This window comes from Flavobacterium taihuense (genome assembly GCF_019351435.1).
In the GTDB taxonomy this organism is placed as follows: domain Bacteria; phylum Bacteroidota; class Bacteroidia; order Flavobacteriales; family Flavobacteriaceae; genus Flavobacterium; species Flavobacterium taihuense.
On sequence record NZ_JAHWYN010000005.1, the window covers coordinates 13,223 to 27,090 of the forward strand.

The 13,868-nt window shown below is 34.2% G+C and carries 8 protein-coding genes; 2 read left to right on the forward strand and 6 right to left on the reverse strand.

The features are described from left to right. Positions 1 to 143 precede the first annotated feature (143 nt). The 6 genes from KZH69_RS06730 to porU form a co-directional block, all read right to left on the reverse strand. Entirely contained in the window at positions 144 to 1,991 is a 1,848-nt protein-coding gene (locus tag KZH69_RS06730) for a hydrolase/aminopeptidase (protein ID WP_219316690.1), read from the reverse strand. 90 nt (positions 1,992 to 2,081) lie between these two features. Beyond that, complete coding sequence (locus tag KZH69_RS06735; RefSeq protein WP_219316691.1) at positions 2,082 to 3,710, reverse strand: dihydrolipoamide acetyltransferase family protein; 1,629 nt, start codon at positions 3,708 to 3,710, stop codon at positions 2,082 to 2,084. A gap of 6 nt (positions 3,711 to 3,716) precedes the next feature. Continuing rightward, the gene (pdhA, locus tag KZH69_RS06740; protein ID WP_219316692.1) at positions 3,717 to 4,715 is read right to left on the reverse strand and encodes a pyruvate dehydrogenase (acetyl-transferring) E1 component subunit alpha; all 999 of its coding nucleotides are present in this window, start codon (positions 4,713 to 4,715) and stop codon (positions 3,717 to 3,719) included. A gap of 162 nt (positions 4,716 to 4,877) precedes the next feature. Beyond that, positions 4,878 to 5,381, reverse strand: a complete 504-nt coding sequence (gene cdd, locus KZH69_RS06745; RefSeq protein WP_369410647.1) for a cytidine deaminase — start codon at positions 5,379 to 5,381, stop codon at positions 4,878 to 4,880. Between the two features lie 133 nt (positions 5,382 to 5,514). Next, positions 5,515 to 6,681, reverse strand: coding sequence for a type IX secretion system outer membrane channel protein PorV (porV, locus tag KZH69_RS06750; RefSeq protein ID WP_219316694.1), 1,167 nt, complete (start codon positions 6,679 to 6,681; stop codon positions 5,515 to 5,517). Between the two features lie 41 nt (positions 6,682 to 6,722). Continuing rightward, entirely contained in the window at positions 6,723 to 10,553 is a 3,831-nt protein-coding gene (gene porU / locus KZH69_RS06755) for a type IX secretion system sortase PorU (RefSeq protein ID WP_219316695.1), read from the reverse strand. A gap of 215 nt (positions 10,554 to 10,768) precedes the next feature. Here porU and gldJ point away from each other — a divergent pair, with 215 nt between their 5' ends. Further along, positions 10,769 to 12,469: a gliding motility lipoprotein GldJ gene (gene gldJ / locus KZH69_RS06760; RefSeq protein WP_219316696.1), complete on the forward strand. Its 1,701-nt coding sequence runs from the start codon at positions 10,769 to 10,771 to the stop codon at positions 12,467 to 12,469. Between the two features lie 66 nt (positions 12,470 to 12,535). Beyond that, a complete protein-coding gene (locus KZH69_RS06765; RefSeq protein ID WP_219316697.1) occupies positions 12,536 to 13,822 on the forward strand; it encodes a UDP-N-acetylmuramoyl-tripeptide--D-alanyl-D-alanine ligase in 1,287 nt (428 codons plus the stop codon). Positions 13,823 to 13,868 lie beyond the last annotated feature (46 nt).

Here is a 13,868-nt window from a genome sequence, read left to right on the forward strand (position 1 = left end):
TATAAAATGGGGCTACTTTAGATTGCGTCTAGAGTGGCCCCATTTTATATTGCGGTCGGGCTATCCGCGCTACTTCGGTAGCTAGCTGCTATCCCTCACGCGTATAGCATAAATACGAGATCTTTAGTTATCCTAAGCCATTTTTATTTTAATAATCCTTCAATACTTTGAACAGTAGTTAAATGATATCCTGATTTAGCTTTTTCAAAAATCTGTTTTGCCCAAGCTTTTCCTTCGGGTGTTTTTACCATTTCTTTGTAAAGTGTCTGCAAAGAGCCCGTTCTGCTGGTCGAAATCATAAATTGCTCTATTGTAGGATAGGCTATAGTATAATGATGACGAATTGCAGGAACAAACCATTGACGTTTGATGACGAAGTTGCCGCCTTTTGTAAAGTTAAATTCGGTATCAATTTCGGCCATTTCTTTTGGTGTAATATCTTCAGGAAGATAATCTATGAAATGTTGTTTTTCGTTGGTCGACTTTATTTTTAGAGCCAAACCTTTAACACCTGTTTTCCTCCAATTTTTCTGAATATTGTCTATTGCATTAAAATCTTCAGAAAAAACCTTTGTTATATTTGATGGTAAGCCAGGTTTGTATATCCACTCTTCTACTTTTATTTTATTGGCAAGAGATTTGTCTTTTTTTATAAGATTATCATTTAAATAGCGCACAAAATCTTCCGTAGTTATAGATTGAAAAGAATGTGCATCGAAATAGTTCTTGATAAAAACATCGAATTTTTCACGTCCAACCGCTTGTTCAATTACTTTTAGAAAATCATATCCTTTTTCATAAGGAATGTCGCTTAAGCCATCATCTGCATTTCTTCCTGTAGTATTTATTTTAAGTCGAGTATCTGGGTTTGTGTTCCCAAATTCAACGATGTTATCAAGCAATACTTTACGGCTTAAAGCGTCCTGCATTTTTGCTTCTTTGACCCCAAATATTGCTTCGCCAATGCGATGTTCTACATAAGTGGTAAAACCTTCATTCAGCCAGATATCGTCCCAAGTAGCATTGGTAACAAGGTTACCGCTCCAACTGTGACCTAATTCATGTGCTAATAAACTAGTCAAAGAACGATCTCCAGCGATCACTCCAGGAGTTAGAAACGTTAAGTTTGGATTTTCCATTCCTCCGTAAGGGAAGCTTGGTGGAAGGACAAGTACATCATACCTGCCCCAGCGATAGGGACCGTATAGTTTTTCTGCAGCACTAACCATTTTACCTAAGTAGGCAAACTCCCAAGCCGCTTTGTTAAGTAATGAAGGTTCAGCATAAACGCCTGTTCGATCATCAATAGCTTTAAACTCAATATCTCCAACGGCTATTGCCATTAAATAGGAAGGAATCGCTTTATCTTGTTTGAAAGTATAGATTCCCGTATCGTTTTTTTGTTGTGGATTAACGGCACTCATTACTGCCATTAAATCTTTTGGAACGGTTATTTTTGCATTATACGTAAATCGAATGCCAGGAGAATCCTGACAAGGGATCCAAGTACGTGACCAGATGCTTTCACCTTGAGAGAAAAGGAATGGTTTCTTTTTATCTGCAGTTTGTTGAGGATTTAGCCATTGCAATGCAACAGCGTCTTTAGTTGTATTATAGTAAATATTGACTTTAGTCGTATTTGGTTCAATTGTGATATGAAGTGGCCTTCCGTGGAATTCAACTTCCTCCCCGAGTTCAAACTTTGTTTCTTTTTCTTCATCACCAAGAGTCACTTTAGTAATGTTCAACTTGTTTTCGTCAAATAGTATTTCGTTGCCTTTGCTTTTATTGTCAATTTGCCAAGAGGCTTTTCCAGAAATGGATTGAGATTTGAAGTCAATTTTAATATCAAGATCCAAATGCTTTACAACCGTATGATTGGGTTTTGAGAAAGAATGTTCGTCTTTGACGATTGTTGTTTTTTCGAAATTATCTTTTTTCTGACAAGCTAAAATGGTGAAAAAGATAGTAACTAGGAATGTTTTTTTCATTTTATGGAGGACTATTTTATAACTGTAAATAAAATAAAAAAATCCCGTTTGACGAATCAAAACGGGATTTAAATTATAAAAATAAATCTATTACGCCAGCATTGTAACTGGGTTTTCGATGTATTGTTTTAATGTTTGTAAAAATTGAGCTCCCGTCGCACCGTCAATTGTTCTGTGGTCACAAGCCAATGATAACATCATAGTGTTTCCAACTACAATCTGACCGTTTTTAACTACTGGTTTCTCAACAATTGCTCCAACTGATAAAATAGCTGAGTTTGGTTGATTGATGATTGAGTTGAATTCAGTAATACCAAACATACCCAGATTTGAAACAGTGAAAGTGCTTCCTTCCATTTCAGTAGGTAATAATTTTTTGTTTTTGGCTCTACCGGCAAGATCTCTAACGCTTGTGCCAATTTGAGATAAACTCATTGCGTCTGTAAATCTTAGGACAGGAACAACTAATCCGTCTTCAACAGCTACAGCTACCCCAACATTTACATGGTGATTGATGATGATGGCATCTTCTTTCCATTGTGAGTTGATTTTTGGATGTTTTTTCAATGCTAATGCACAAGCTTTAATTACCATGTCGTTGAAAGATACTTTTGTATCTGGAACGTTATTGATGATTGCTCTAGATTGCATTGCCTCGTCCATTGTTACTTCGATTACTAGGTTGTAATGAGGTGCGGTGAACAATGATTCAGCCAAACGTTTCGCAATGATTTTACGCATTTGCGAATTTTTGATTTCTTCGGTGAAAATTTCTCCAGCAGGTACGAATACTTTTGGAGCTTCTGTTTTAGCAGATTCAGGAGCTTTTGATGCTGTTGCACTTGGAGCAGTAGCAGGAGTGAAGTTTTCGATGTCGCTTTTTACGATACGACCATTTTCTCCTGATCCTTTCACTTGTGCTAATTGAATTCCTTTGTCATTTGCTATTTTTTTAGCTAATGGTGATGCCAAGATTCTTTTTCCGTCACTGACTGTTTCAATTACTTCAGCAGATTCTGATGTTGTAGCTTTAACTTCTTCTTTTGCTGCAGTTGCTGCTGGTGCAGTTCCACCTATTTTATAGTTTTCAGCGATTCCCGTAATGTCTGTTCCTGCAGGCCCTATGATTGCCAAAAGGCTATCCACTGGAGCTGTATTTCCTTCTTGAATTCCAATGAACAACAAAGTTCCTTCATTGAAAGATTCGAATTCCATTGTAGCTTTATCGGTTTCGATTTCAGCAAGAATATCTCCTTCCACAATCTTGTCCCCCACTTTTTTCAACCAAGTAGCTACTGTTCCTTCGGTCATAGTATCGCTCAAACGAGGCATTGTTACTACGATCACTCCTTTTGGTAAAGCTGCTGCTACTGGAGCTGTCGTAACAGCTTCAGTTGTTTTTGCTTCAGCTACTGTAGGAGCTGATTCTGCTGCAACGGGTGCTGCAGAACCTCCAGCGATTAAAGCTGATACATCTTCACCTTCGTTTCCGATAATTGCCAATAAAGAATCTACTGGTGCAGTTTCTCCTTCTGGGATTCCAATATATAAAAGTGTTCCTTCATTGAAGGATTCAAATTCCATAGTTGCTTTGTCGGTTTCAATTTCAGCAAGGATATCACCTTCGCTTATTTTGTCTCCTACTTTTTTAAGCCAAGCTGCTACCGTTCCTTCTGTCATAGTATCGCTCAAGCGAGGCATTGTTACAATTGTTGCCATATTGATTTATAATTTATGAGGTGTGAATGGATAGTTTTCTTGGTCGTACACTACGTCGTATAATTGTTGAATTTCAGGATATGGAGATTCTTCAGCAAATTGAACACATTCTTCAACTCTATCTTTTACTCTTTGATCAATTACTTCGATTTCGTCTTCTGTAGCGTATTTTTGATCTAAAATCACATCCAAAACTTGGGTGATTGGATCTATTTTTTTGTATTCTTCAACCTCCTCTTTAGAACGGTACAATTGTGCATCAGACATAGAGTGTCCTCTGTAACGGTAGGTTTTCATTTCAAGGAATGTTGGTCCGTCACCACGTCTTGCTCTGTCTATTGCTTCGGTCATTGCTTCGGCAACTTTTACAGGATTCATTCCGTCAACTGGGCCACAAGGCATTTCATATCCTAAACCTAATTTCCAAATATCAGTATGATTTGCAGTTCTTTCAACTGAAGTTCCCATGGCATATCCGTTGTTTTCAACAATAAAAACAACAGGTAGTTTCCACAACATAGCCATATTGAAAGCTTCGTGCAATGAACCTTGACGGGCTGCACCATCACCAAAATAGGTCATAGTAACTCCGCCTGTCCCATTGTATTTGTCTCCAAAAGCTAAACCAGCTCCCAATGGAATTTGGCCACCTACAATTCCGTGTCCACCATAAAAACGATGTTCTTTGGAAAAAATATGCATTGACCCACCCATTCCTTTTGAAGTTCCAGTTGCTTTCCCTAAAAGTTCTGCCATTACGCGCCTTGGATCTACACCCATACCAATTGGTTGAACGTGATTTCTATAGGCAGTAATCATTTTGTCTTTTGTCAAATCCATTGCATGTAAAGCTCCTGCTAATACCGCTTCTTGACCATTATATAAGTGTAGAAAGCCTCTGACTTTTTGTTGAATGTATAATGCCGCAAGTTTGTCTTCAAACTTTCTCCAAAGTAACATGTCTTCATACCACTTTAAATAAACTTCTTTTGTAACTTCTTTCATCTGAAATAATTCTTTTGCTTAAGTGTTATTGTATTATCAATTATGACCTAGTAACGCAAAATAGTTTCCTCACCACAAATTTGCGCCCCGAAGGGGTCGGGTTGCAAAAATAAGACATTCCTACTAAGAACTAAAATTTAAAAGCTAATTTTTAGTTTTTTTTTAAAGTAAACTTTTGTCAAACATAAAAGGGAGGAGATTTTTTAGGGATGCTGATTTGTGAATTGCACCTGTTTCGCCCATAAAATAGATTTCTATGGGGGTTTTTTGTCGAATCTCATATTCAGCGATGGATTGTCTGCAAGATCCACATGGTGGAATAGGGGTGACCGTTTTATTGCTCTCTGATGCGGCGGTGATTGCTATTTTTAAAATGGTTGCTTCTGGATAAACAGCGCCCGCATGAAATATGGCAACCCTTTCTGCACAAAGACCCGAAGGATACGCTGCGTTTTCTTGATTGGATCCAATAACAATTTCACCATTGTCTAGAAGAATAGCTGCTCCTACTCTGAATTTCGAATATGGGGCATAGGCATTTTTTCTAACTTCAATAGCTTTTCCCATTAAATACTGAATATCAGAAGGTAGTTCTTGGATTTTTTCAAAAACATTTATTTGTGAAGTGATTGTTATGTCTTGCATAAGTGACTGCTTTTTTAAAATATTTTTTGTAGTTATTTTGATCTATTTTGTTTTTATAGACTGATTTTTTTGATTAGGTAATTTGTTAAAAAGAAAAAAATCCAATTTCAAAATAATGAAGTTTGGATTTTTGTTTTGTAAGAATCAGGAAAAACTAAAACGTTTCGTATTTTTCTCCAAAATTAAATGTTAAAGAGAAGCGCAAAGTGTTTTCAAGAGGGTTTTGTACTTTAGAAGCCGAAAATAAGTAGGAAACATCTATTTTAACGGAGGTGTATTTGAAACCCGCACCAAGGGAGAAAAACTCTCTAGCTCCTTTATCTGGATTTTCATGAAAATACCCAGCTCGGAATGAAAATGCATCTTGATATACATATTCCGATCCTATTGAATAGGTAACTTCTTTTAGTTCTTCACTAAATCCACCTGGAGCATCAGTAAATGATTGAAATATTCCAGAAAACCACCCTATCGATTGATAGTTATCACTGTTTTGTTGTTTTTCTGCTTCATCTATTATTCCGTCACCATTTAAATCTTCTGGATATTGAGGAGTAGGAACCATTAATTTGGTTGCTTCTAAATTAACAGACACCTTATTGTATTCGTCTAATATAAAGTCAAATCCACCTCCTAGTCTCATGTTGGCTGGTAAGAAATTATTATTTAGATCATCATTATCATAGCTCATCTTGGGTCCCATATTCTGAAAATTAAAGCCGGCTCTCCATCTGCCATTGAAATCGCTATATGCGATTTCTTCTGATTGATAAAAACCAGCAACATCTACTGCAAAACTATTTGAAGATGAGGCATCATTATTTTCAGTAGCTACTTTAAGGTTCGAATTTATGAAACGACCTGCAACTGCCATGGAGAATTTTTCACTTAGTTTTAATGAATAGGATAAGTCTAAAGCAAATTCATTTGGGGATACTGTAATTGGTTGGCTATCAAAATCTTGTCTTAATTCAATGTCTCCTAAACCAAAATAGCGAAAACTTGCAGCAAAAGCGCTTTTGTCACTATATTTATTATAATAGTTTAATTGGGCCAATGAAATATCATTTACTAAATCAGTTAAATAAGGTGTGTAACTTACTGCAAACCCGTGTTGATCTGTTGCAAAAGCATATTTTGAGGGATTCCATTGTTGAGAAAATCCATCTGTTGATGTGGCAACTCCGTTATCTCCCATACCTGCAGATCTAGCATCCCCAGCTACTAAAAGAAAGGGGACTGCAGTAGTAATTACATTTTCTTGAGCATGAATAAAGTTAAATGTATATAAAAAAGTTATTAGTAGAGTCGCTCTTTTCATTATTTAAAAAAAAATTAATTTAAGGTAAATATACTATAATATTAAAGAATTACAAGCTTTTCAATTTTTTCAACTCTCTTATTTGATAGAGTTGCTTTTACGGTGAGTTTATAAACATAAACTCCCTTTCCAATTTTATTACCAAAATCATCTCGCGTATTCCAAGAAATATCTCGGGACAAAAAACCTGATGTTGTAATGGTTTGATTTTTTGTCCATACCACTTTTCCTGTAATTGTCAATACTTGAACTTGAACCTCTAATGGTTCATTTGGCTTATTATGTGTGAACCAAAACTCAGTATAATTTACACAGGGATTTGGATAGTTTAATACATTTGTTAAAGTTACCGTTTCGTTTCCAACTACTAAAAATTGTATTTCACTTGTTGTCGGATTGTTATACACGTCCCAAACAGTAAAAGTGATTGTATGCAGTCCCACTTTTAAATTTCTAAAAGGAAAATGCAAGTTGCCTTTTGTGTAATTATCTATTTCTGTCTGATAATAGTCATTTAAGACGATTGGATTACTTATATCACCATCCAAAACAGCTGTAATATCATGACCTATTCCTGCGGCAGTATTTATGCCACTTTCATCCTCCATATAGGCAATAAAAATTGGAGATTCATTTGTAATGCCACCAGAAACAAAAGTTTCATCATTCATATATAACTTTACTTTTGGATTATTATTGTCTGCAACAGCATTTTCATTTACTCCTCCAACTTTTATAGTAGTGTCATAACCCCATACATCTTCTAGTAATTCATTTTTTTTGGCATAAAAACTTAATTTCCCGTTGTCTAATGGTATACGAATATCTTTAGGAACAATAAAATTATATTCGAATTGTCCATTTGTGACAGATGCATTTCCTCTAAAAATTGCTTCTCCTAATGTTTTAAAACTCATTGAAGGACTATAACCATCATTATTTAAGGTGTTTTTTGTTGTTGTTTTATCAAATAATATAGTCGATAAGACACCATTGAAATTTGTTATTGAAATGTTATTTTCGTCGGTTATCTCTCCTGTTACTTTCATTTTTGCCAATGACTTAAAATCAGGTATTGTTTGGTTTATGGGTATATCATTCACTTTAGTAATGATGACTTTTGGTTTAGGAATTGCAAGAAATATAGCTGGATCACCTATATAAAGGACTACGTTAGTTGCTGAATTTGGATTTTCATTTTTTGATATTCTCAAAGCTTCGGCGATGGAAACGTATTGATTAGAGCCATAGGATAGGAGATTTTTAGCAAAAACATCATTAAAGTTTTCGGCGCTAAATTGCGAAATTGACCTAATTGTTGATACTAGAGAAATAGCACCTCCTTTTGTATTCCAATAAATATATTCACCTGCTGTAGGTCTTGTAGGGTTGTCAAAACGGGAAAATTCACAGGTGATAGTTATAAATAAAGGATATTTGTATTGATTGTTTACGTTTTGACTGTCTGATTTATCCCAAAGTCTCTCGCTTGACAAACCATCTTCTCCTCCGTGTCCCAAATAATTAAAAACTAAAGCTCCTTTTTCGAATTCATTATAAAAATCAGATTTTGCTTTAGGGTATCTTTCGCCTCCAGCTGAAGCTTCTTGAGTGTAGGAGTCTAAAAATATTTTGGATACATTCAAAAAAGGTTTTTGATCTCTAATTTCATCCGCAAGTGCGTTTTGTCTCGATTGTAAAGTGTTGTCAGTAATTTTATCGGAGTCATCTGCAAGTGCAACATAATGGGTTCTCCAGTTACCGTATGATTTTTTATCGTAATATTCAATAACTTTATTAACCATCTCATCGGCTTGCAGAGTTGTGTTAACTAGCATTCTGCCAACAGCAATGTCAATTCCTCCGTAATAAGTAGTGACATTTCCTTCGGAATCATCCATTAGTCCATAAAAGTCATCAGAAGCAAAAGAGGCTTCTCCAATAGTATTGCTAATTAAGGATTCATATATTGGTACAATATTTGAGTTGTTTGTAATTCTGTTTTTATAATCGAAGGAAGCGTCGCCAAAAAGATTTACATATCGCAGTTTTTTTTCTGTAGAAGATGGATTCTCATAAATGTATTTAATGCAATTTCGTATAGCTGCTATATCTTGTTTTCCTGATGAGAATTCTTGGTAAATCGATTCGAGTGTGAGAACCTTTACATTTAAATTAGACTTTTTTTGATGAAAACTTGCTAATTTCTCTGCTTGAATTCTTAAAAATTCAGGAGTAATAATTACATAATCAACATCTTGGAACTGCCCTTGTGGGTTTTTAAAAACAGTACCTTTAATATTTGTATTTGATATTTTTGATCTGCTTTCCCTTAATGGAGTATAGTAATCATTTGGGTCAATTGCGATGTATTTTTTTAGCTCTCCAAGATTAGCTTTGAATGAAAAAACACTTTGGTTTGTATTCTCTATTTTGTAAACATTATAAATATCGGTTATGTCCCATATTTGAGAAATAGAAGTTGCGTTTGAAAAATTGTAAGAAACAATACCTGTGCTTGAACTTGATAAATCATATTGAAACTGAAATTGTTTTCCAAATCCTTGCAATTTACACTTTGCTTTTAAGCGAATATAATCTAAAAAACCTTTAGAACCAGGAATCCCATTATTGTTATAGGATAATTTGATTTTTATATCTGGAGTAGCTGGAAAAGATGTGTTGTTAGGAAGTGTTTCGTTAAAATATTGTATATCAGAACTGGTATTTAAAGCTGGAAATAAAACGGTTCCAACATTAAGTCCATTGGCGGTAACAATAAAAGAAGTGGGAGTATAGGCAGCTGCAGCCAAAGAGATGTTTAAAATCACAGGAATAGTAGTGTCTATATTGGGAAAATTAAAGAAAAATTCGTGGTCTTGATTAATTTCAAAAGATTCGCCAACCCACTGACGGCCTACCTGAGCTATGTTTTTTAGATCTACTTCATGAAATTGATATTCATCATATGTGTTTATGTTTAAAGTGCTAGGTGAAATAGGTTGTGAGGTGTTTGAAATTCTTTTGCCATCATCTCCATCTATTGTTATGTAGTAATAAGACTTTGTATCGTATAGGTTAAGATTGGTTAGACTTTCATCATTCCAATTAAAAACACCTTTTCCATAGAACAGTATATAATCATCATCGTTAAAAACGCCATCACTTTCACCTTGAATTTGTATTGCATTTTCGGTTAAGTCGTTTGGGTGGAATGCAGTATTGGCAAGTGGAAGCATTTCTCCACCATTACCATAAATTTTTATTTTCTTAGGGTTAACACCATTTAAGTTTAATCCTAATTCTTTTAAAAATTCTTTTGAAATTTTGTATACTCCTGATTTTTCAATGTAAAATCGATACCAATCGCCCGAGGCTAAAACAGAATTGCCAATAGAAGCTTTGTTCTTAATGGAAGTATTTTTTTTTGTAGATCCATTATTTACTGCATAAAAAAAGGATTTTAATCTTTTGTACCCTGAGTTGTCTTTTATTATGGGAGTGATTTTAAGGAAATTTTGAATGCTATTTCTTGACTTTGTAGCATAAAGAGTTGCTTTTATTGTGGAAGGGATGGTAGCTGGATTTAAATTTCCAAATTCAGACATTGAAAGAGGCTCATAAATTACATTAGTGATTTGAAGGCTTTTTTCATCAAGTTCATTGGAGGTGTTCAAATTTATATTGCAATATAGAGAGCGTTGGTAAGAGTCATAAAAATAGCTATTTCCTTTAAAAAAAGGAATTTGTAGTTTTGGGTTTCCAGAAGAAATTCCGCCATTTTCAATCCAATCTAAAGTAATACCTCCTTTTATTTGTGAAAAAGTTAAAATTGGAAAGAGTACAATAAAGTATAGAAGTATATTTCTCATGGAAAATGATAATGCTATGTAGTGTAAATATTTGCTAAAAGTATATAAAAAATATTAAAAGTCTTTTTTCTTGTTTTGTGTAATAAAAAATATATTTTTGCGTTTTTATAATATCTAAAAAAAACGTTAAAAATTAAGTTGGAAAGGGTTTTGTGATTTAATCTTTAATTATTACATTGCACGACCTAAATTTTAATAATCACCTACTAGAAACTATGAAAGTAAATAAAACTATCCCCTTAAAAATAATGTTGTCATTAGCATTAATATTGGGACTAGCTAGTTGTAGCAAAAAATCTAAATCCGATAGCGCTTCGAGGGGCACAGGATGGAATGTAAGCAGTTCTAAAGGAGGTTTTGCAAAAGGATCAACTCATAAAACGCAAGAGACAGGGCCAGGATTGGTATTTGTAGAAGGAGGAACTTTTACTAAAGGATTAGTTCAAGATGATGTAATGCATGATTGGAATAATGTGCCAAATCAGCAACATGTTATGTCTTTCTATATGGATGAGACTGAAGTTACCAATTTAATGTACCTTGAGTATCTTGAATGGTTAAAAAAAGTATATCCTCCAACTGAAGAAAATTATAAAAACATTTATGAAGGAGCTTCGCCCGACACTCTAGTTTGGAGAAATAGATTAGGTTATAATGAGACTATGACCAATAATTATTTGAGACATCCAGCATATGCCAACTATCCAGTGGTTGGGGTTAATTGGGTTCAAGCAGTTGAATTCAGTAAATGGAGAACTGATCGTGTAAATGAAGCTGTTTTGGAAAAAAATGGATATCTAAAGAAAAATGCTAAATCACTTGATGTTTCTGCCGAAAGTAATTTTAATACTGAAACATATTTAGCAGCACCTACAATGACTTATGGAGGAAATGAAGAAATTCTTCTAAAAGGAAAAGGGGCATCTAAAAAAGGGCCAAAACCAGGAAAAGACGGAAAAGTTATTGAAGAGAAAAATGTGTACGCGCAAAGATCTTCTGGGATTTTATTGCCAGAATACAGACTTCCTACTGAATCTGAGTGGGAATACGCCGCTGCAGCAGATGTAGGTCAAAGAGAATACAATATTTATAAAGGGCAAAAGAAATATCCTTGGTCAGGAAGTTATACTCGTTCTGGAAAAAGATCGAATAAAGGTTTTCAGTTAGCCAACTTTAAACAAGGTAATGGAGATTATGGCGGAATTGCAGGTTGGTCAGATGATGGTGCTGATATCACTAATGCTGTAAAAAGCTATCCAGCAAATGATTTTGGTCTTTATGATATGGCAGGCAACGTATCTGAGTGGGTTGCAGATGTTTACAGACCTATTGTTGATGTTGAAACAAATGATTTTAACTACTTTAGAGGTAACGTTTACACTAAAAATAAAATTGGAAAAGACGGAAAAATTGAAATCATAACTAATAAAGACATCGTTTATGATACTTTAAGTAATGGTAAGTTAGTTCCTAAATACCTAGCCGGTGAAATAGCTCAAGTTCCGGTAGATGAAAATGAGACTTATTTGAGACAAAATTTTAGTACAAGTGACAATATCAACTATCGAGATGGCGATAAGCAGTCTAGTAAGTATTATAAATTTGGAGGATCTGATGCTGAAAAAGGTAAAACTTCGGAAAAAGAAGTTATGTATAACGCTCCTGTTCACAATGTCAAAATTGACAGCTTAGGGAACATGGAAAGAAAATACGACAAGTCTAGCAAAAGAACTACTATGATAAATGACGCTGTTCGTGTATACAAAGGAGGTTCATGGAGAGACAGAGCTTACTGGTTGGATCCTGCGCAAAGAAGATTCTTTCCTCAAGATATGGCAACTGACTACATTGGATTCAGATGTGCAATGTCTAGAGTTGGTTCTAAATCAAATACTAAAAGATCACCAAGAAATTAGATTTTTTAAACCATACAAATAAAAAGCCCTTTCATTAGGGCTTTTATTTTTTAAACTATATTTATTATGGATATTCGATACGTTCATAGTTTGTTTTTGAAATGCAATTCGGTTTCAATAGATACTCGTAAAATTGAGGCTAACTCATTTTTTGTAGCAATAAAAGGTGATAATTTTGATGCAAATACTTTTGCCAAAGAAGCATTGGATAAAGGAGCATCTTATGTAATTATTGACAACAAGGAATATTATATCGATGACAGAACTATTTTGGTCCACGATAGTTTAGTTGCCTTGCAGGAATTAGCCAAATTTCACAGAAGCTTTTTGAAACTTCCTATTATTGCCCTAACTGGGAGTAATGGAAAAACAACAACAAAGGAGTTAATCAATGTGGTACTTTCGGAAAAATTCAAAACGAAAGCTACCATTGGAAATTTAAACAACCATATAGGTGTTCCGTTGACACTATTGTCTTTTGATGAGCAAACTGAAATAGGAATTGTGGAAATGGGTGCTAATCACAAAAAAGAGATCGCATTTCTTTGTGAAATCGCACAACCGGATTATGGATATATCACTAATTTTGGGAAGGCACATCTTGAAGGTTTTGGAGGAATTAAAGGTGTTATAGAAGGTAAGAGCGAAATGTATCACTATCTTTCAAATAATGAGAAATTAGTTTTTGTAAATCTTGAAGATCCTATTCAAGTTGAAAAGACAGCAAGTATAAAATCGTTTTCTTTTGGAGTAAATAAAATTGGGGCCAATGTCAATATAAATAAAATAGAAGCTGACCCTTTTGTTGTTATATCTTATTCTCAGGTTCGTATTTCCACTCATTTGATAGGTTTGTATAATGCCAATAATATTAATGCTGCAATCGCAATGGGAACTTTTTTTGGTGTGGAAGAACTTGCCATTAAACAAGCATTAGAAAGCTATGTTCCTGAAAATAATAGGTCTCAATTAATGACAATAAGAACGAACGAAATTATTCTGGATGCTTACAATGCCAATCCTAGCAGTATGAAAGTGGCTATCGAAAATTTTATTCTTTTAGATAAGAAAAACAAAATTGTTTTCTTGGGTGATATGTTTGAGTTAGGTGAGGAAAGTTTGATGGAACACAAAGGGATTGTAGATTTATTGATCAATGAAAATGATATTGCCTGTTATTTTATTGGTAAAGATTTTTATCAAAATAAAAAAGCAAGAGCAAACTTCTTTTTCTTTGAAAGTTTTGATGCTTTTTCAGCTTCTATTAAAAATGAAAAATTTGAAAAAAACATGATTCTTATTAAAGGATCTAGAGGTATGGCTTTAGAACGAACTTTGGAATTTATAAAATAAATTCTTTGGAATTTGATAGCTCCTTCAGTATTTCTGAAGGAGCTAT

Coding starts and splice junctions, on each gene's coding strand:
- KZH69_RS06730 (WP_219316690.1), bottom strand. CDS start 1,991: ATGAAAAAAACATTCCTAGTTACTATCTTTTTCACCATTTTAGCTTGT.
- KZH69_RS06735 (WP_219316691.1), bottom strand. CDS start 3,710: ATGGCAACAATTGTAACAATGCCTCGCTTGAGCGATACTATGACAGAA.
- pdhA (WP_219316692.1), bottom strand. CDS start 4,715: ATGAAAGAAGTTACAAAAGAAGTTTATTTAAAGTGGTATGAAGACATG.
- porV (WP_219316694.1), bottom strand. CDS start 6,681: ATGAAAAGAGCGACTCTACTAATAACTTTTTTATATACATTTAACTTT.
- porU (WP_219316695.1), bottom strand. CDS start 10,553: ATGAGAAATATACTTCTATACTTTATTGTACTCTTTCCAATTTTAACT.
- gldJ (WP_219316696.1), top strand. CDS start 10,769: ATGAAAGTAAATAAAACTATCCCCTTAAAAATAATGTTGTCATTAGCA.
- KZH69_RS06765 (WP_219316697.1), top strand. CDS start 12,536: ATGGATATTCGATACGTTCATAGTTTGTTTTTGAAATGCAATTCGGTT.